We start from the raw sequence: 18,326 nt of genomic DNA on the forward strand, positions 1-18,326 counted from the left end.
TATAGTTAAGTCTTATTAAGTGTGATGTTGATCGCGTTATTGTGGTGCGTCATCAGAGAGTACTTTACAAAAGTTTGCAAATGCAAAGAATGTAAATTTAATGCAAATGGTAATACTTATCACTTATATTCACCCGCGAAATAATTAAGAGGGAATCGCATTCAATAAGTATGTGACCCGAAAAATAATAATCGGAGTGAAAGGATATGTTTACTAAGAGCCATTTGGCGCTAGTGATCGGTGCGGTGTTAGCAACACCTGCAGTGGCGGACGTTCAAACAGACGAACATGTAGTTGTAGAAGGTCGAGAGTTCGGCTACAAGGCGGATACAAACAGTACAGCAATGCGCATGGAAATGACGCAGCTAGAAACGCCAGGACAAGTAGCGGTTATCGATGAAACGGTAATTGATGAGCAGCGTGCAAGTACACTTGGTGAAGTGTTACGTAACGATGCAAGTGTTAGCGCGGGTGGTACAAGCCGTAACCGCGAACGTTTCTCTCTACGTGGTTTTGAGCTTAGCAGTTCAGACGGTTTTCTTCGTGATGGCCGTCAACACTGGTCACACTACCGTCAGCCAATTGAGCTTTTAGAGCGTGTTGAAGTGCTTAAAGGTCCATCAGGCTTGCTATACGGTAAATCTGAGCCGGGTGGCTTGGTAAACATGGTTTCGAAAAAACCAACAACTCAAACACAAGCTAGTTTGAGTCAAGATCTAGGTTCGAATGATCACTCACGCACGGTGCTTGATGTGAGTGGCGCGCTAAATGATGCAGAGACACTGCGCGCGCGCGCAATTTTTGCCAAAGAAAGCTACGGCTCTTGGCGCAGCTACGGCGATGGTACCGAGCCAGAAACGGATCGTACGGTTGCGGGCCTAGTGGTTGAGTACGACATCACCGACAACTTTATGGTGTCAGCGCATTACGATCGCACGAAAGACGATGGTAGCGTGGATTCTGGTGCTTACATTGTGGATGGTAAAGCGGTTCGCGGTGATAAGTACATCTGGGATGCGCAGTGGTCTGAAATTAATAACGATGTAGAAAACTATGGCATCGATATTAATGCTCAAGTGACTGACAATGTAAACGTAAAAGCGGGTTACAACCGCCAAGACTTTAAGCGTTTTGATGTGGAGTCTTACCCTAAGTTTGACAATTATGACAAAGACGGTGTGATTCGACACAAAGGGAATGATCGCTCCGATAATTGGGTATTTGATACTGCATATATAGATGTGACGACGGACTTTACTTTGTTCGGTACGGAAAACACGTTGTTAGTGGGCGCTAACTACTTAGATTACAGTTATGATCGCTTTATGGCATTTCATAATGAGGCGAGTATTGCGCCAGGAGAAACGGTGCCTAAGCCTGGCTATCGTAGTTCGAAGAAATCACCAACAACTGAGTACGATACTTGGGGTATCTACGCGCAAAACATGATGACTATCAACGAGTCTTGGCAAGTACTTGCAGGGGTTCGTTATGATGAAAAGCGTGATGATGACCTGACAGAGAATCAAGTTTCTCCTAAGTTTGGTGTGATTTTCCACCCAGCGACAAATGGCTCGGTTTACGTTCAGTACTCTGAAAGCTTTATGCCGCAAGGTGAAGTCAGCAGTGGTCGTGGCAAAACTTACGTGAACGATGGCGAGAAGCTAGACGCAGAGCGTGGTATCTCTTACGAGATCGGAACTAAGTGGGAACTGTTCGATCAGCGCTTATTTGTATCCGGTGCAGTGTTTGATATCACATTAGAGAACATCTCGCTGGATGTTGAAAGCGGCAAAGACGCGGGCGGTAATCTCCTACACAAGAAAACGCAAGGTGGTGAGCAAGTTCACAAAGGTGCTGAGTTAATGGCTCAAGGTTTTGTGACCCCAGAGTTGTCGCTAACGGCTTCTGCAATGTATTTGGATGCAGAGTTGACGAAAGCGGATAAAAAATTCGAGGGTAACCGCCCTGCAGATGTGCCAGAGTTCTCGGCAAGTCTATGGTCTAGCTACAAGGTTCAGGACAATACGAACCTAAACCTCGGTTTGATTTATGAAGGTGATCGCTACGGTGATGCAAAGAACACCTTCAAGAAAGATGGCTACGCTCGCGTTGATATGGGCGTGTCATACAAACATAAGTACGATGAAAACTTGGATATCATTGCTCGATTCAATGTCGAGAACTTATTCGATACCGACTACTTCGCAGGTGGCGGTAGCACGAATAGCGAGCAAAAAGGTGCGAGTGGGGTTGTGGTTGGAGAAGACCGCAACTACATGGCAACAATCCAGTTCAAGTACTGATAACAATTTGATTATTAAAGGGGAAGGGTAGTCTTCCCCTTTGGTCGTTTTTGGAACACAGAAATATAACTCGTATGAATCTAATGAAATCAAGTATCGCTCTGTTGATATCATCGGTTTTGATTCCCGCTCACGCGGCGAACTTAAACGATGCACAAGCTGTGCAGAGTAAAACAAACCAGTCGTCGGCGGTAAGCCAAAAACGTATTGATGCAAGCGCAGAAAAATCACTTACTCTAGAAGCTGAAATTGAGCAGCTGCAAGAGGAAGTCGGTAACTTGAAGATTTATCGCGATCATCTTGCAAGCCTTGTTGAGAGCCAAAATCAAGAAGTTGATAGCTTGAACGAGCAAATTGAGCAGATTGCTCAAACTCGTCAAGGTGTCGTGCCTTTGATGTATCACATGCTTGAGGGCTTAAAAGTGCTCGTCGCTAACGACAAGCCTATACGCAAAGCGCAACGTGAGGAGCGAATTGCAAAGCTGGATTCCATGATGACGCGTGCAGACGTTGCGGATGCAGAGAAGTTTCGTCGTATTTTAGAAGCGTACCAAATTGAAATGGATTACGGCACCAAGCTTGGCGTTTACCAAGGCAAGATTAACCTTGGTGACAATGAAGCTGTGGAGGCGGACATTCTCTATTTAGGGCGTTTGTCTTTGGTAGCACGTAGCTTATCTGGTGAGACATTCTGGAGCTGGTCACAGCAACAACAAGCATGGCAACAAGTGGGTTCTGAGCAAAAATCAGAGCTAGATAAAGCGTTCGCTATGGCGAATAAACAGATCGCGCCGAGTATGTTAACTCTGCCAGTGTCGTTAACCGCTGCGGAGGGCAAATAAATGATGAAAAAATGGTTATCGGTTGCACTAATCTCGACATCCGCATTAATGCCTTATACAACTTTTGCTAGTGATGCGTTGTTACAAAAGGCGCAGCAAGAAAATCGTCAACAGCAATCGCACAATGTCGCGCGTGAATCAGGTTTTAAGAAAACAGAGCAAGAGCTACAGGCTATAAAGAATAAATTGGCCGCAGAGCGAGCGGCTCTTCAAGCAGAAGCGGACTCATTAAGTGTTACTTTCGGTGAAAACGAAGCGGAACTGGCGCAGCTAGAAGAAAAGCTACGTCTAGAAACCGGGAGCTTAGGTGAGCTATTTGGCGTCGTTCGCCAGAACGCAAAAGAGCTAGAGTCAGAGCTCAAGAGCTCAGTAACGGGTGTTGATGCAAACTCATATCAGAAAGATATCGATGCTATTGTTGCAGCTAAATCACTGCCAACGTTGACCCAACTTCAGGCGATGTGGCGCAGCATGGAAGAACAAATCAAAGCAAGTGGTGAGATGGCAAACGTCTCTTTCACACTGCTAAATGGCGAAGGTCGTGAACAAACGGTTAATGGTGTTCGTCTTGGTTCTATGGCGCTGCTGGATGACACTGGCTACGTTAAGTGGAATGGTCAACGCGGAGATGCGGTAAACTATCTTCGTCAGCCTGAAAGCGGTCCAACAGCGAATACTATTTCCTCTGGTGACATTGATGCGCTTGTCATTGACCCGTCACGCGGCATTCTTCTTGAGCAGCTCGCAAACTCACCGACTTTGGCTGATCGCCTAAATGCAGGCGGCGTTGTCGGTAAAATCATCCTTGGTTTATTAGCTATCGGCCTATTGATTGCTCTCGTACGTGGTGCATCTCTGATGATTTCGCGCCAGAAAATCATGAAGCAACTGAAAACTCCAGCACAGCCAGGAGACAACCCTTTGGGTCGTGTGCTTGCGGTGTATCAGAAAGATAAGCATCGCAGCGTAGAAGCGTTAGAGCTACGTCTATTGGAAGCCGTTGTTGATGAGCAAACCCACCTAGAAAAAGGGTTGTCGATGCTGAAGCTTCTTGCTGCGCTGGCCCCTATGCTTGGTCTACTGGGCACGGTAACGGGTATGATCGAAACCTTCCAAGTCATCACTCAATTTGGTAATGGTGATCCGAAAGTAATGGCGGGTGGTATTTCGATGGCGCTTGTAACTACTGTACTTGGCCTTGTTTCAGCCATGCCATTGTTATTGGCGCACAACGTATTGAGCTCTCAAGCAGAAAATATTCGCAGTATCTTAGAAAAGCAAGGCATCGGTTTAGTTGCAGAACAAGCTGAGCGTGATATGCCGAGCAACAAAAGTCACTCTAACACCTTAGCGGAGAACGCAGCGTAATGGAGCAGATCCTACTCAGCACATTGGGTTTGATCAGTGAGGATTGGGCCACAACCTTGATGAGCTTTATGCAACAAGGTGGTCAAATCCTATGGTGGCTGGCTGCCGTCGTGGCGGTGTGCTGGCTGTTGGTCATGGAGCGAGTTATTTATCTCACAACAGTTTTTCCTGGGGTAAAGAAGCAGCTTTGTGAGCAGTGGCAAGCAAGAGCAGAGCACCACTCTTGGTACGCACATCAAATCCGTGAAGGATGGATTGCAAAAGCGCAAATCGAACTGCGCCAAAACCTATCGACCATTAAGCTGCTTGTGGCGGTTTGCCCAATGTTAGGGTTGTTAGGGACGGTGACGGGCATGATTACGGTGTTTGACGTGATGGCATCGCAAGGCAGCAGCAATCCAAAATTGATGGCTTCTGGCATCTCACTTGCTACGCTGCCAACCATGGCGGGTATGGTAGCAGCGCTGGCGGGCATGTTTATTCATGCTCGCCTTAGCAAAGTGTGTGAACGAAAAGCTATCCAGTTAGAACAATCTTTAAGGAGTCAAAAGTGAGACTCGGACGCAGACCTAACCAACAAGATGAAGCTCAAGTCGATTTAACGTCGATGCTTGATATCGTCTTCATCATGTTGATCTTCTTCATTGTGACCAGTTCGTTTGTACGTGAATCCGGTGTAGAAGTGAACCGCCCTCAGGCTTCTAATGTGGTAAGCCAAAAAGATGCGGGCATTTTTATCGCGGTAACGGCAGCAAATGACGTGTACATCGACAAACGAGTGGTTGATATTGAGCGTGTTGAGGCTTCTATTGAGCACCTGTTACTTGATCAGCCTGATGCTTCGTTAGTTATCCAAGCTGACGAGCATGCTTATAATGGCACTGTCGTGAAAGTGATGGACGCTGCAAAAGCGGCGGGCGTGAAAAACATCGCATTGGCGGCGGAGAAACCTTAATGGGCAGGCTGTTACTTGCACTACCAGCATCACTGTTAATTTCTGTGAGCCTGTTTAGCTTTATGGCGTGGATGGTTGATAAAGGCAACCAGCGTGCGCCAGAAGCTTCGGAAGCGGTTCGTTTTGATATGGTGATGGTAGAGAATGAAGCAGACGTGCAGCGTCGTCAACGTTCAGTGCCGGAGCAACCAGAACCACCCCAAGCGCCGGAGCCAATGGATCTGTCTCAAGCTGACACTCAAATGGAGCCGATGAGCCAGATGACGCCAGTCAGTGCTTTAGGTTTGAACATTGCCCTTGAAGGTATCGCGATCAGTGCGCCAAACTTGAAGGGAACAATGGGCAACCAACAAGCACTGCCGTTGTATCGTGTTGATCCTCGTTATCCAAGTAAGGCGCTGAAACGTAGAGTTGAAGGCTATGTCATTATGCGTTTCACGATCGATGCAACTGGACGACCAAAAGATATTGAAGTGATCGAGGCTGAGCCACAGCGTATGTTCGAAAGAGAAGCGATTCGTGCGCTTAAAAAATGGAAGTATCAGCCAAAAGTTGAGGATGGTGTGTCAATTGAGCAGTATGGACAAACCGCTAAAGTGGAGTTCAAGTTAGCCAAATGATGAAAAAATTCTTAATCGGTACGGTATTAAGCCTGAGTGCACTTTCAACCATTGCCAGTGAGTTAAGCCAATACACTGCCGCGAGAGTTCAACGAGCACACAACTTGGCTCAAGAGGAGAAACTAAAAGAAGCGATTTCATCTCTTGAAGCTATGGAGCTTTCTCGTGGATATGACCAAGCTTATGTCGCTCGAATGTTGGGTATTTTTTACTGGCAGAACGAGCAAACTCAAGCAGCAATTGAGCAACTTGAGTTGGCAGTCAATAGTGGTTTGCTACAAGATGAGCAAGCATGGCAAACCCGAAAAATGTTGGCAGATATACTGCTGAACGAGCAACGCTTTTCTAAGGCGTTACCTCATTACTATGCCTTGAGCAAAAACATTCCTAAAGGTCAAAAAGCGCATGAGCTATGGCTGCGTATTTCCCAATCTCATTATCAACTGAGTCAGTGGCAGAAAGTGCTTTCAGCAATGGCTCGTTATGAGAAGTTTGGTCAGCCAGACAAGCTTGGCGCATTGTCGATAAAGCTTTCTGCTGAGCTAGAACTGAAAAAGTGGAAGCCGGCAATCTCGACCATCAAACGCTTGATCGCGATTGAACCTGAGCGAATTGAATGGTGGCGTCAGCTTGTTGCTCTTTACCTGCGTGTTGATGACAACAAACGTGCTCTGGACTCTTTGGCGTTGGCAAAACTGAAAGGGTTACAACTTAGCCAAGATGACTTAAAGCTGCTGGCACAATTGTACGCGAAACGAGGTATTCCTGAGAGAGCTGCGTTGGTGATGAACGAGCTAGAGGATGTAAACTCGAATAGTAAACTGAAAGCTCAGCAAGCGACGTATTGGCAAATGGCAAAAGAGTGGGAAGAGTCTATCGATAGTTGGCGTGTTGCTGCTCAGTTAGACCGACAGTATTACTGGAACTATTCTCAATTATTGGTGCAAGAAGGCCACTATAAAGATGCCCTTGCCGCGCTCGATAAGGTCAGCGGTCGTAAAGCGGATGTCGCACTTATCAAAACTCGCGCTTATTACAAACTTAAGCGGTTTGACGATGCACTCGCTAATGCCAAAAGAGCGAATGAGATAAAACCGTCGAATCAGGCAAAAAGTTGGGTTAAGTATCTATCACAGCTACGCAAAGTAGAATCGACGCAAAACTCATAGCGAACACTTTTATTAAATACCCGAGCTCAATCTCGGGTATTTTTTTGTCTAAAGTCATAAAGGCTATTTAATGTATGAGCTTTTCATAAAAGGCTAACGCATCAAATGGTCGGGAGAAAAAGGGGCTTTTCTCTATATATTCTTGATGTACTTTGCTCAGTGTTTCAAACTTTTCTCTCGATGTAGGTTCGATGTGAAAAGTAAGGCTTTCAGTCGATTCTACAAGCTTTAATGTTGAAGTTCTTGAAGCGTTATTTTTTGCTATTAATAGATAATACGCTAGTTCTTGCTTCTCTTTTAATACACAAGCCTCAAAAGCTTTCTCGCTTAAAAACGGCAGAACAGGAGTAAATGCTTCTATGTGCTTCTTTGAATACTCTAGAGTTTGTTTGTCAGGTGTATTCTGGTCTGCCATAGATTCGCACTGCTTTATTTTCGCACCATAATTATCGATAGATTGGCTTACGTTGTTAAACAAACTGGCTTCAAACTTTTCACTTGCGAAAGTGACACTTGAGAAAAGTGATAAGAGAATTATTACAACATTCTTGTCCATATTTTTCCTTCTGAACTGCACTATAACGTTTGGCTAGCATCAGAAAATCTTCTCTATCTAACCCTACACTAACTTCTTAGCTTACCTTTTTAATCTAGCTTATCGATAGCTTTAAGTTTTTCATTAAATATACATAACGGCGCATTTTGGTGGAGTCTGTCCCACTTTTTAGTATTGGAAATATCATTAAATTTTGAGTCATTAAAATCAATAGGGTTATTATCTAGAGGGTAGGCAATTGGTCACTCATATTGGCGCAAATAGTTACAACATGCGCCAACCAAGCTGAATTGAAAAAGTAAACAATGTAAATTAAATGCCAATACGAATGATTATCACCTAAATTATGCTCCACATTTATTGGTGATGATTGTTTCTATGCTGCTTAAAAGCAAAGGTGTTCAAACTTGGGCTCGCCGCCTACATATCTATATTTCGATGGCTCTTCTCTTAGTTACGCTGTTTTTTGCAATAACTGGAATTACCCTCAATCGCCCCGAATTATTTGAACGCCGTGAACCTATCATTCAACAACATACTCTGACGGTTCCGCACTCAGTTCTATTCTCACATTCAGATACCTTTCAACCTAATCGTGAAGGGCTGGTGGCTTTCTTGACTAAAGAAACCGAGCTTCGCGGCACTCCCTCCGCACTAGATGTGTATACCGAAGTTGAGCAAGGTGAGTTGTTACTCGGAGAGCTGTCTATGGATTTTAAAGGCCCAGGTTATAACGCTACGGTCTTTATCGATATGACCACCGGTGCGGCAGAGGTTGAAACGACGCACTACGGTATTGTTGCGTTGTTGAACGATCTACATAAAGGCCGCAACAGTGGTGGTATTTGGAAGTGGTTTATCGACGTCACTGCGCTTTTGATGGTGTTTTTTGTTCTAACAGGTGTGTGCTTATTACTGCCTAAGAAGAAGACGCTTAGAAAGTCAATGCAATGGATGAGCTTTGGTACGTTACTGTCGCTCGTGATTTATTTTTTTGCTGTTCCATAACAGCTTTTTTAGAGAACACTTATGTTGAACACAGGAAGATTTTTCCGCCGTAATCACTTTTGTAAAGCCGCTTTGATCGCGGCTTTTGCTCCTTTCTCTCTTTCTGCGGCTCCTCTACCAGATAACGCGAAGATCGATTTCGAATTCGAACTTCCAAAGATAGACACTTCAATGTACGCACGCCCTTATGTGGCGGTGTGGGTTGAAAATGACCAGCGTAAACCGGTTAAAACCATTCAGCTATGGGTAGGAAAAGACGAATGGCTAAAAGACCTGCGCAGCTGGTGGAGAAAAGCGGGTCGTTATGATCGTGAACTTGTTGATGCGGTGACGTCTGCAACGCGCCCTGCTGGACAGTACCGTTTTGTCTGGGACGGAACCAATGATGCAGGAAAGCGTTTGGAGCAAGGAAATTACACGTTGTACGTCGAAGTTGTTCGTGAACATGGTGGGCGAAACTACTTACGTCAAAAAATAACGCTAGCGGACAGTGAAGTGCGCTATGAGCTTAAACCAACACAAGAGACGGGTGTCATCACCGTCAATTATCAAGTTAAGTGATTAAAGGACACAACAATGAAAACCAAAATCAAAGCAGTGGCATTGGCGAGTGTAATGGCAATGGGATTGGCTGCAACAACCACCGCACAAGCGCATCCACGTTGGGTTCTGCCTTCTCACTTTACGGTTTCAAAAGAAGGCGGTGACTGGCTGACATTTGATGTTACTGCTTCTCACGGAACGTTTGTTTTTGATAAGCCTGCGGGTAGTGACCAAGCGTTCGTGGTGATGCCGGATGGCCGTTCTGAGCGTCCTAACTTTGTTGTTCGTGGCAAACGTCGTTCTATGTTTGATTTCTTTTTTACGGAAGAAGGCACGCACAAAGTCGCGATCAATAATCAGCCGAGCTACTACACCCAATACAAAGCGGGTCGTCGTGATACGGTGAAATGGGCGCGAGCAAACAAAGCTGAGCGTCATGATGTACTTCCAGAACAGGCGCGTGATGTGGTTACACAACTGAGCTACACCCGAGCAGAAAGCTACATCACGGTTGGTATGCCAACGGAAAAAGCGTTGGAGATTGAAGGAAAAATGCTGGAGATGAAACCGATCACGCATCCATCGGATATCATTGAAGGTGAACCAGTCACTTTCCAGTTTTTCTTCAATGGTGAGCCACAAGAGGGCGTCACAGCGGAGATCACACGTGAAGGCACCATGTACCGAAACCATCAAGAACAAATCGATGTGGTGAGTGATGAAGATGGCAAAGTGATCTTCACGCCAGAGGTCGCAGGGCGCTACTTAATGAAAGCGAACTACAAAGGTGAATTAAAAGATAATCCATTGGCGGATAAAGCGAGTGCCAATGTTCACCTTACGTTTGAAACTCAACTTAACTAATCGAATTAGGCTCAGCAATTGCTGGGCCATTTTGGAATCATCATGAATAACACTTCTCTTCTCAAAGCTGCTTTGCTTTTTTCTGGATTTGCTTCTTTTCACGCTGCTGCACACTTCCCTCTGATGAGTTGTCACTTGGCGCAAGATAAAGTGATTTGTGAAGCGGGCTACTCGGATGGATCGACAGCGGTCGACTACGATGTCGAAATGTACGATTACGACGACAATCTGATCGCCAAAGAAAAAACAGATAAGCGTTCCATCGCAGAATTTACTCACCCTGAAACAGATTTCTATTTGGTATTTGATGCCGGACATGAAAGCCCGGTGGAAGTGGATATCGTTGAGCTGAAAGAGAAATGAGTGTACAGAAAGTTCGCCCTGATGATGGTAACCGAGAAGGAAAGTGGGTCGCACTGACAATCGCAGTGATTCTCGGTTCTGCAGCCATAATTATGCCCTACCATCAGGTCGCGACTGAAAAGCCAGACATACAGGCTCATCAAGTTTTAATCACGGACTTACATCAAAACGAGTTGGGTTTGATCGCTGAACTTAAGCTTGCTCATGAAGAGATTCGTGATTTGCAGCTAGAAACTGGAACTTGGCCTGAGGTTTCTGACATGGAGGCGCTTTGGATTGCTCCATTCGTAAAAGACCAAAATTGGAAGCGCAAAGGGTCTCATCAGTGGAAACGAATCGATGACGGAGTATACATTGGCATGAAGACAAATGCCCAAGGTTCTGCCTCTATGCTTCTGGATAGCCGTGGCTCTCAAGCTGATATTTGGTTTAGTGATTCTAGCCGATCGTTAAATGCGGAGGTACTAAGCGATCTAGCAAAACGCCGCCAGCATGGCTGGCAACAAATCGTTCTGTCAGATTCCTCTTCTTCCCATTCTCACGCCCATTAAGACAACATAATTGATAAGTACTATGATCAAACGCTCTCTTTTACGTCGTATTCTTACAGCCACCGTGTTCTTGACGGTGTCTTCTACAGGCTTTGCTGCCGATAAACTCAGTATTGGTATTACGCTTCAACCTTATTACAGCTATGTCAAAGCTGTTGTTGATGACAAGGCGAACATCATTCCTCTGGTCGATGCTGGTTTTAACCCTCATAACTATTTACCGCAACCCAATGATCTTAAACGCTTAAATGAAATGGACGTAATAGTGATCAATGGTATTGGTCATGACGATTTTGCACTGAAAGTGATCAAGGCTTCTCAGCGTGATGATCTCGTGGTTATCGAAGCGAACAAAGAAGTGCCTTTATTGCCCGCTATGGGGCAGTCTGTTGGTCAAGGAGCAGTGAACCCTCACACCTTTGTTGGTCTATCGACCACTATTCAAAAGGTTTACACCATCGCGAGTGAGCTAAGTAAACTGGACCCAGACAACGCTACTTTTTATCGCCAAAATGCTCGTAAATATGCGAAAACTTTCCGCCTGATGAAGCGTGATGCAATGTTGTCTCTTGGTGAGTTGGACACGGCTGGTATGAAGGTGGCGACAACCCACAATGCTTACGGATATATCCTTCAGGAGTTTGGTGTTGACGTTGCCGCTGTCATTGAGCCTGCTCATGGTGTTGAACCAAGTGCCAGTCAGTTGCAGGAAACGATTGAGAAAATTCGTGAATCGGGTATTGATGTGCTGTTTTATGAGCTCAATATGCCGAACCGTTTTGTTGATACCATCGAAGAGGCGACTGGCGTGCAGCTTTATCGCTTTTCTCACATGACTCACGGTGAGTATGAGGCCGATAAAGTCGAGGTTGAGATGCGAGATAATGTGGAAACACTAATCGAAGCCATGAAATTTGTGGCGAGTAAGCGAGCAGGGGAAAAGGCGTAATGACTGGACCTTCCGTTTCCTTAAGTAACGTGGGCCTAAAATACGCCGACAATATCATTTTGCAGAACATCAGCGCCGAATTCGAGAACGCGAAATGTCACGTGATTATGGGACCGAACGGCGGTGGTAAAACCTCTTTGCTTCGTTCGGTACTTGGACTCACGCCATTTTCGGGAAACATAGCGCTCAATTGGCCAGAGCCATCAGCTGCATCGGGGAAGATAGGGTATGTGCCACAAAAAGCGATGTTCGAGGCAAGCCTCCCGTTAACCGTGATGGATTTTGTACTGCTTAACCAAACTCGTATCCCTCTATTTTGGCGACGTAAAACGAAACAAACTCAACATGCCCTAGCCCAGCTGGATCGCGTGGGTATGGCAACGCGTAGCGACCGTCGTATGGGGCAACTCTCTGGCGGTGAGCAACAGCGTGTTTTGTTTGCGCAAGCTTTACTGGATGAGCCCAATTTATTGGTTTTAGACGAACCTACAACTGGCATGGATGAGCAAGGTGTTCGATATCTTGAAGGTTTGATTCATGAAGTCGTTGGAGAAGGCAAAACGGTACTGGCAGTACACCATGACGTGACTGCAGTGCGCCGTTTAGATGCGCAGGTCCATGTTGTAAATCGTCAAATTGTGGCGTCAGGGCACCATTCAGATGTGCTAAGTCCTGATCGTATAGAAACATTATTCAAGCACTACACAGCAAAAGTGGAGGCTGCATAATGGATTGGTTACGAGAGTTAGCGGTTAGCGGCGTTGAAGCTGGATGGTTAAGCGATAGCTTTTCTTATGCCTTCATGGTGAACGCAATTGTGGCAGCGCTGATATTAGGACCATTACTTGGTGGCCTTGGTACATTAGTCATCGCCAAGCGACTGGCTTTTTTCTCTGAAGCGGTTGGGCACGCTGCGCTTACCGGAATCGCGATTGGTGTGTTGCTCGGTGAGCCGCCAGAGAATCCGATCATCGGCTTGTTTAGCTTTTGTATGATTTTTGCGCTGTTGCTTCACTTTGTTCGTAATCGTACGAATGTACCTTACGACACACTGGTTGGGGTTTTTCTTGCACTAGCGTTAGCGGTTGGTGCTGCGCTGTTAATGTACGTCGCTCGTAAGATCAACATTCACATGTTGGAGAACGTGTTGTTTGGCTCGATCTTGACGGTGACGGACAACGATATCCTTATTTTAGCGATCAGTTGTTTGATCATATTACTGCTTCTTATTCCAACGTTTAACCGCATTTTGCTGACTTGTATTAGCCCGGATATTGCACGTGTACGCGGCTTTAATACCAGCTTTTATGATTACTTATTTGTCATGATGATCACCTTGGTCACCATTGCCGCGGTAAAGATTATTGGCGCGGTATTGGTTGGTGCATTGCTACTGATTCCTGGTGCAACGGCTAGGTTATTGACTAAACGCATGGGCAGTTTCGTTCTCCTTTCTTCTTTATTGGCAACCATTGCGTGTTTAGTAGGAACCATACTGCCGATGGAGCTTGAGCTACCAGTGCCATCAGGCGCATCCATCATCATTGTTTCTGCGGCATTTTTCCTAACAGCAACGGTTTACCGAATTATCCAAAAAGCGTAACCCTCTTTATAAAGTAATGAGCATGAAGATAAAAAAATTAGTGATAACTTTTGGTTTAGTAATATCGACGACATTTCCATCGTTGGCAAGCGCCAAAGACATTTTAACCAGCACTCCCGTCACGTACATGTTGTCTGAGCAACTCATGAAAGGTACAGGGATAGAGACTCAGTATCTGCCTCCAAAGCGTTACGGCGTTGAGCGTCTTGAGAACTGGTTCGTAAATAAAGGTACAGAGCAAGTTAAGCAAGCGGGTCAAGCCGCGACGGTTGCTATTACTCTTGGTGCGATTTGGAAACAAGACCCGACTTATGTTTACGCTCGACAGGGCAACATTCACTTGATTGAAATCGATGCATCGCAGGCCATTTCTCCTAGAGCTCAAGGAGTTGCAGTACTGACATTGGAAAACGGGTCAACATCGAAGTACGCATGGCTGAACCCTACAAACTTAATCCGAATGGCGGGCATTGTTGGAGAGGATCTACAACGTGTATATCCTGAACACCAAAAGGCGATTCAAACGAATCAACAGGCTTTTATGCTCAATGTGCGTGAACTGATCAACCAACAACAGGCAGAGATCTTCGATAAAGGCATCGATTCAGTGGTACTGATGAGTGAGTCACTAGAGGACTTTGCCTCTGGCAACCAATTGTTTGTGGTTGGGCGCGAATTTAAGCCAGAACTCGAGTGGACAGAAGAAGACAAATTATCTTTAAAAGCTCAGTTTGAACAAGATAAAACGCTATGGTTAGTGACGGATAAACGACCGTCGAAAACCTTGACATCGCTTATTAAACCGAGTCGTATACTGCAAATTGATGTTATTGACCGCTGGGGCAGTAAGGGTATCAAAACTGAGAAGCCACTCGCACGTTGGGAGATGTGACACGTAAAAAGCCACAGATTTTATGATGGGGAATGAAAAGTTCCCTATTTTTTTGTGACTTAGTTCAAAACGTGAGCATTAATACCACTGGTTGCATAAGAAAGTGTTTGTTTCATTTCTATTTCATTACTACTTTGTTATGTGTTCGTTGCGATTGATTCGGATTTAATCTGTCTCTAAGCGAACCGGTACAAACAACTATACGGATGTTAACAATGAAAATGAAAACTCTAGCCGTTGCAGTGGCGGCACTAGCATGTGGTTCACAGGCCTTCGCAGCAGAAGTTTACAACAGCGATGGTACATCTTTATCGATCGGCGGTCACGTTTCAGTTGGCGTGGGTGAGTATTTCGAAGAAGAAGTAAAAGTTCACCAAGTATCTCCACGTATTAACGTTGCGGGTAAGAAAGACATTGGCAACGGTATTACTATCGATGCTAAAGGCGAATGGGCACTTAACTACCTAAATGGTGGTGAACAGTCATTCAAAACTCGTCTAGGTTACATCGGTGCAACTCACGAGCAGTACGGTCGCCTTGTTGCAGGTACTCAATGGTCACCTTACTACGATGTCGCTGGTGTTGCGGATCTACCAATCGCGTTTGCGAACGATTTCTTGTACAGCAACCACGGTAGCCTAGGTTCAGCGCGTGCTGATAAAATGCTTAGCTACCGCAAAGGTTTTGAATTTGGTGAAGGTTTTGCTTTCAACCTAGGTCTAGGTTGGCAAGGTGAGCAAACTTCAGACGCCGTAACTTACGAGCAACGTGGTCAAATTGCATTGAGCGGCTCTGTAGCTGGCTTTGGCTTGGGTTACGTATACAGCGGTGGTGATATTAAGGAACAGAGCCTAGGAACTAAAACAGCTGAATCACACCTATTCTCTGTAAACTATGGTCAATACGGTTCAGGTCTATACGCAGCAGTAGTATACGGCATGAATGATTACTTCTTTACTTATGATGGTGCTCTTTACGAAGAGACTGCTCAGTTGGAGGCTCTACTTGCCTACGGCGTAAATGATTGGACATTCAGCGTTAACTACGAAGCTGTTGAAGATGATAAAGCTAACGATACGCTATTTAGCCAATCAGCTCTACAAGCTGAGTATGCTGTAACTCCGGCGTTTGTAACGTTTGCAGCTTACCAGTTTGACCTAGGTAATGACATCGACGTTGAAGAGAACGATTACTGGACAATCGGTGCTCGTTACTACTTCTAATAAATAGGCCAGTTTCTACTGCCTAAACACATTTATTGTGTTAACGCCTACTCGTTGTGAGTAGGCGTTTTTCTTTCTGCTATCCTTTGGCTATAAGAGACACTGGTAATGATGTGCTTAGGTAACCCAACTCTCTGTTTAGAGAGCGCGTCTATAAAAAATGCCCGCAAGTTGCGGGCATTTTTGTTGTTAGAGATGCAGTTCAATTGAAACGATTATTTTTTATCGAGTAAATCGAGGAAGAACGCATACTCTAGCGCATCTTCTTTTAAGCGTTTAAATCGACCAGATGCGCCGCCGTGTCCGGCTTCCATATCGGTTTTGAACAACAAGACGTTATCGTCTGTCTTCATTTCACGAAGTTTGGCGACCCACTTCATTGGTTCAAAGTACTGTACTTGAGAGTCGTGCAAGCCAGTCGTTACCAACATGTTTGGGTAGTTTTGCGCCTTGATGTTGTCGTAAGGCGAGTAACTCAACATATAGTCATAGTATGTTTTGTTATTTGGGTTACCCCATTCATCATATTCATTGGTGGTCAATGGAATTGATTCATCGAGCATGGTGGTTACCACGTCCACAAACGGAACATGTGCACCGATACCGCGATACAATTCTGGTGCTTGGTTGATGACTGCCCCCATTAAGAGACCACCTGCAGAGCCACCAACAGCGAAGACTTTATCTTTCGCGCCGTAGCCTTGTTCAACCAAACCTTTAGTTACATCAATAAAGTCGTTGAATGTGTTTTGCTTGGTGAGTTTTTTACCATCCTCATACCAAGGACGGCCAAGCATTTCAGAACCGCGAATGTGAGCGATGGCGTAAACAAAGCCGCGGTCTAATAGACTCAAACGTGTCGAGCGGAAAGTTGGCTCAATGGTTGCGCCATAAGATCCATAACCATATTGGTAGAGTGGATTCGTACCATCCTTCTTAAATAAGTCTTTACGATACACCAAAGAAACGGGTACTTCTTTACCGTCACGGGCTGTGATCATAATGCGTTCTGATTGGTAATTGTCAGGATTAAAATCACCAAGTACAGGTGTTTGCTTCATGATTTCTGACTCGCCCGTTTTTAGATCGAAATCGTAGTAGGTTCCTGGAGTGGTTAAACTGCTGTAATAAATACGAACTTTCTCGTTATCCAGCTCTAGGTTACCTGTCAAATAGGCAGCAAACGCATCGTCATTAAATGTGAGGGGGAATTCTTTTCCTGTTGAGAGTTGACGTACAGTGACGCTTGCTAGGCCGTTAGAGCGCTGCTCATAGACGAGGTGATCATCGAATAGCTCGAAGTCGACAAGTTGAGTGTTGTCGTCTGCGGCAATCACGTCTTGCCACTTAGAGCGATCGTGCATCTCTTCTTGCTTAACTTTCATCAAACGGAAGTTCACGGCTTGATAGTTGGTATAAATGTAATACCAATCGCCTAGCTTAGAAATGCTGTATTCAATGCCATTTTCACGAGGATAAAAAGGCTTCGCCTTTGCTTTAGGGTTGTTCGCATCGATGATGGAGACGCCGCTGGTTTCTGTACTGGAATGCCAGATATAAATATCTTCGCCATCTTTGCTTTTGCTTAGAGAGGTGTAATAGGCGCTGTCGGTTTCTTCAAAAATCAACTCATCGCTGCTTTGTGGCGTGCCTAAAACATGACGATACACTTGGTAGCCCAGCAAGGTCTGTGGATCTTTTTTGATGTAGTAAAAGGCGTTGTTATCGTTCTGCCATGCAATCGCGCTTGAGGCGCCTTCAATTTCATCTTGTAGGTAATTGCCTGTTGTCAGGTCTTTGATCTTAAGAGTGTAAACGCGGCGGCTTAATGTATCTTCGCCATACGCCAGTAAGTTTTCATTCGGACTAACGTACAAGCCGCCAATACTGAAGAACTCATGTTCTTTTGCAAGTTCATTGACATCTAAAATGACTTGCTTGTCTTTGCCTGCAAAATCTTTCGCTCGAAGATGAACTTCGTATTCGTTATCTCCGGTCACTTCACTTGAGTAGAAGTAGTTGCCTTTACGCACAGGAACGGAGTTGTCGTCTTTTGCTATACGACCTTTAATTTCTTCAAATAGCTCATTTTGAAGAGCTTCAGTGTGCTTGAGAACGGTTTCCGCATACTGATTTTCTTGCTCTAGGTGCTGCAAAATTTCCGGATCTTTACGTTCGTCGTCACGCATCCAGTAGTAGTTATCAACGCGAGTATCACCATGAATAGTCATCGCGTGAGGGACTTTTTTCGCAACCGGAGCTTGAGTTTGTTGAGCAACGATCTGTGATTGGGAGTATTGAGTCATGCTGGGAGTTCCTTGATTGCTGCATCCGGCGACAAGCGCGACCGAGACGGCCAACGTAGTTAAAGTGAAACGCATCTGTTTTTGTCCTTATTATACACCCAAGTGGCCTCATCCTGAGGGCTGGGCTTTCATTTCGTTAGTGGTTTTCAGTTGTCCATTCTTTGTTATGGGGTGTGCCGAAAAAGTGAGAATTCTCAATATTTCCGAG

General features: G+C 45.2%; 19 protein-coding genes. 17 read left to right on the forward strand and 2 right to left on the reverse strand.

Annotation, left to right across the window (positions count from 1 at the left end):
* Nucleotides 1-206: 206 nt before the first annotated feature.
* The 7 genes from OO778_RS21355 (at nucleotide 207) to OO778_RS21385 (ending at nucleotide 7,260) form a co-directional block, all read left to right on the forward strand.
* The gene (locus OO778_RS21355; protein WP_264911561.1) at nucleotides 207-2,306 is read left to right on the forward strand and encodes a TonB-dependent siderophore receptor; all 2,100 of its coding nucleotides are present in this window, start codon (nucleotides 207-209) and stop codon (nucleotides 2,304-2,306) included.
* Between the two features lie 74 nt (nucleotides 2,307-2,380).
* The gene (locus OO778_RS21360) at nucleotides 2,381-3,148 is read left to right on the forward strand and encodes a DUF3450 domain-containing protein (RefSeq protein WP_053807981.1); all 768 of its coding nucleotides are present in this window, start codon (nucleotides 2,381-2,383) and stop codon (nucleotides 3,146-3,148) included.
* On the forward strand, nucleotides 3,149-4,516 hold the full coding sequence (locus tag OO778_RS21365; RefSeq protein ID WP_104970308.1) for a MotA/TolQ/ExbB proton channel family protein: 1,368 nt from the start codon (nucleotides 3,149-3,151) through the stop codon (nucleotides 4,514-4,516).
* Entirely contained in the window at nucleotides 4,516-5,070 is a 555-nt protein-coding gene (locus OO778_RS21370; protein WP_104970307.1) for a MotA/TolQ/ExbB proton channel family protein, read from the forward strand. The genes OO778_RS21365 and OO778_RS21370 overlap by 1 nt, the downstream gene beginning before the upstream one ends.
* Nucleotides 5,067-5,471, forward strand: a complete 405-nt coding sequence (locus tag OO778_RS21375) for a biopolymer transporter ExbD (RefSeq protein ID WP_005374257.1) — start codon at nucleotides 5,067-5,069, stop codon at nucleotides 5,469-5,471. Before OO778_RS21370 ends, OO778_RS21375 begins: the two co-directional genes overlap by 4 nt.
* On the forward strand, nucleotides 5,471-6,091 hold the full coding sequence (locus OO778_RS21380) for an energy transducer TonB (protein WP_256936771.1): 621 nt from the start codon (nucleotides 5,471-5,473) through the stop codon (nucleotides 6,089-6,091). Before OO778_RS21375 ends, OO778_RS21380 begins: the two co-directional genes overlap by 1 nt.
* The gene (locus OO778_RS21385) at nucleotides 6,088-7,260 is read left to right on the forward strand and encodes a hypothetical protein (protein WP_256936770.1); all 1,173 of its coding nucleotides are present in this window, start codon (nucleotides 6,088-6,090) and stop codon (nucleotides 7,258-7,260) included. The genes OO778_RS21380 and OO778_RS21385 overlap by 4 nt, the downstream gene beginning before the upstream one ends.
* Before the next feature lie 67 nt (nucleotides 7,261-7,327).
* Here the strand turns inward: OO778_RS21385 and OO778_RS21390 are convergent, their stop codons facing one another.
* The gene (locus OO778_RS21390) at nucleotides 7,328-7,816 is read right to left on the reverse strand and encodes a hypothetical protein (RefSeq protein ID WP_264911565.1); all 489 of its coding nucleotides are present in this window, start codon (nucleotides 7,814-7,816) and stop codon (nucleotides 7,328-7,330) included.
* A gap of 378 nt (nucleotides 7,817-8,194) precedes the next feature.
* Here OO778_RS21390 and OO778_RS21395 point away from each other — a divergent pair, with 378 nt between their 5' ends.
* The 10 genes from OO778_RS21395 (at nucleotide 8,195) to OO778_RS21440 (ending at nucleotide 15,812) form a co-directional block, all read left to right on the forward strand.
* Nucleotides 8,195-8,824, forward strand: coding sequence for a PepSY-associated TM helix domain-containing protein (locus OO778_RS21395; protein WP_104970305.1), 630 nt, complete (start codon nucleotides 8,195-8,197; stop codon nucleotides 8,822-8,824).
* Nucleotides 8,825-8,845: 21 nt separating this feature from the next.
* Entirely contained in the window at nucleotides 8,846-9,385 is a 540-nt protein-coding gene (locus OO778_RS21400; RefSeq protein ID WP_006741224.1) for a DUF2271 domain-containing protein, read from the forward strand.
* Between the two features lie 15 nt (nucleotides 9,386-9,400).
* Nucleotides 9,401-10,231 (forward strand): DUF4198 domain-containing protein, encoded by an 831-nt coding sequence (locus OO778_RS21405; RefSeq protein ID WP_104970303.1) that lies wholly within the window; start codon nucleotides 9,401-9,403, stop codon nucleotides 10,229-10,231.
* Nucleotides 10,232-10,273: 42 nt separating this feature from the next.
* On the forward strand, nucleotides 10,274-10,594 hold the full coding sequence (locus OO778_RS21410; RefSeq protein WP_046873904.1) for a hypothetical protein: 321 nt from the start codon (nucleotides 10,274-10,276) through the stop codon (nucleotides 10,592-10,594).
* On the forward strand, nucleotides 10,591-11,145 hold the full coding sequence (locus OO778_RS21415; RefSeq protein WP_104970302.1) for a DUF6162 family protein: 555 nt from the start codon (nucleotides 10,591-10,593) through the stop codon (nucleotides 11,143-11,145). The genes OO778_RS21410 and OO778_RS21415 overlap by 4 nt, the downstream gene beginning before the upstream one ends.
* A gap of 22 nt (nucleotides 11,146-11,167) precedes the next feature.
* Nucleotides 11,168-12,094 (forward strand): zinc ABC transporter substrate-binding protein, encoded by a 927-nt coding sequence (locus tag OO778_RS21420; protein ID WP_134645357.1) that lies wholly within the window; start codon nucleotides 11,168-11,170, stop codon nucleotides 12,092-12,094.
* Nucleotides 12,094-12,822, forward strand: coding sequence for a metal ABC transporter ATP-binding protein (locus OO778_RS21425; RefSeq protein ID WP_017635536.1), 729 nt, complete (start codon nucleotides 12,094-12,096; stop codon nucleotides 12,820-12,822). The genes OO778_RS21420 and OO778_RS21425 overlap by 1 nt, the downstream gene beginning before the upstream one ends.
* Nucleotides 12,822-13,697: a metal ABC transporter permease gene (locus OO778_RS21430; protein WP_005393560.1), complete on the forward strand. Its 876-nt coding sequence runs from the start codon at nucleotides 12,822-12,824 to the stop codon at nucleotides 13,695-13,697. The genes OO778_RS21425 and OO778_RS21430 overlap by 1 nt, the downstream gene beginning before the upstream one ends.
* Nucleotides 13,698-13,719: 22 nt before the next feature.
* Nucleotides 13,720-14,589 (forward strand): zinc ABC transporter substrate-binding protein, encoded by an 870-nt coding sequence (locus OO778_RS21435; RefSeq protein ID WP_104970301.1) that lies wholly within the window; start codon nucleotides 13,720-13,722, stop codon nucleotides 14,587-14,589.
* Between the two features lie 215 nt (nucleotides 14,590-14,804).
* Entirely contained in the window at nucleotides 14,805-15,812 is a 1,008-nt protein-coding gene (locus tag OO778_RS21440) for a porin (protein ID WP_264911570.1), read from the forward strand.
* A gap of 215 nt (nucleotides 15,813-16,027) precedes the next feature.
* Here the strand turns inward: OO778_RS21440 and OO778_RS21445 are convergent, their stop codons facing one another.
* A complete protein-coding gene (locus OO778_RS21445) occupies nucleotides 16,028-18,193 on the reverse strand; it encodes a S9 family peptidase (protein WP_258431759.1) in 2,166 nt (721 codons plus the stop codon).
* Nucleotides 18,194-18,326: the final 133 nt, after the last annotated feature.

Source organism: Vibrio sp. STUT-A16, from assembly GCF_026000495.1.
In the GTDB taxonomy this organism is placed as follows: domain Bacteria; phylum Pseudomonadota; class Gammaproteobacteria; order Enterobacterales; family Vibrionaceae; genus Vibrio; species Vibrio diabolicus.

What these genes read in the sequence shown, in the direction of transcription:
- OO778_RS21395 (WP_104970305.1), top strand. Translation starts at nt 8,195, where the DNA reads ATGCTGCTTAAAAGCAAAGGTGTTCAAACTTGGGCTCGCCGCCTACAT.
- OO778_RS21370 (WP_104970307.1), top strand. Translation starts at nt 4,516, where the DNA reads ATGGAGCAGATCCTACTCAGCACATTGGGTTTGATCAGTGAGGATTGG.
- OO778_RS21400 (WP_006741224.1), top strand. Translation starts at nt 8,846, where the DNA reads ATGTTGAACACAGGAAGATTTTTCCGCCGTAATCACTTTTGTAAAGCC.
- OO778_RS21410 (WP_046873904.1), top strand. Translation starts at nt 10,274, where the DNA reads ATGAATAACACTTCTCTTCTCAAAGCTGCTTTGCTTTTTTCTGGATTT.
- OO778_RS21430 (WP_005393560.1), top strand. Translation starts at nt 12,822, where the DNA reads ATGGATTGGTTACGAGAGTTAGCGGTTAGCGGCGTTGAAGCTGGATGG.
- OO778_RS21440 (WP_264911570.1), top strand. Translation starts at nt 14,805, where the DNA reads ATGAAAATGAAAACTCTAGCCGTTGCAGTGGCGGCACTAGCATGTGGT.
- OO778_RS21435 (WP_104970301.1), top strand. Translation starts at nt 13,720, where the DNA reads ATGAAGATAAAAAAATTAGTGATAACTTTTGGTTTAGTAATATCGACG.
- OO778_RS21425 (WP_017635536.1), top strand. Translation starts at nt 12,094, where the DNA reads ATGACTGGACCTTCCGTTTCCTTAAGTAACGTGGGCCTAAAATACGCC.
- OO778_RS21445 (WP_258431759.1), bottom strand. Translation starts at nt 18,193, where the DNA reads ATGCGTTTCACTTTAACTACGTTGGCCGTCTCGGTCGCGCTTGTCGCC.
- OO778_RS21365 (WP_104970308.1), top strand. Translation starts at nt 3,149, where the DNA reads ATGATGAAAAAATGGTTATCGGTTGCACTAATCTCGACATCCGCATTA.
- OO778_RS21420 (WP_134645357.1), top strand. Translation starts at nt 11,168, where the DNA reads ATGATCAAACGCTCTCTTTTACGTCGTATTCTTACAGCCACCGTGTTC.
- OO778_RS21355 (WP_264911561.1), top strand. Translation starts at nt 207, where the DNA reads ATGTTTACTAAGAGCCATTTGGCGCTAGTGATCGGTGCGGTGTTAGCA.
- OO778_RS21385 (WP_256936770.1), top strand. Translation starts at nt 6,088, where the DNA reads ATGATGAAAAAATTCTTAATCGGTACGGTATTAAGCCTGAGTGCACTT.
- OO778_RS21415 (WP_104970302.1), top strand. Translation starts at nt 10,591, where the DNA reads ATGAGTGTACAGAAAGTTCGCCCTGATGATGGTAACCGAGAAGGAAAG.
- OO778_RS21380 (WP_256936771.1), top strand. Translation starts at nt 5,471, where the DNA reads ATGGGCAGGCTGTTACTTGCACTACCAGCATCACTGTTAATTTCTGTG.
- OO778_RS21360 (WP_053807981.1), top strand. Translation starts at nt 2,381, where the DNA reads ATGAATCTAATGAAATCAAGTATCGCTCTGTTGATATCATCGGTTTTG.
- OO778_RS21405 (WP_104970303.1), top strand. Translation starts at nt 9,401, where the DNA reads ATGAAAACCAAAATCAAAGCAGTGGCATTGGCGAGTGTAATGGCAATG.
- OO778_RS21390 (WP_264911565.1), bottom strand. Translation starts at nt 7,816, where the DNA reads ATGGACAAGAATGTTGTAATAATTCTCTTATCACTTTTCTCAAGTGTC.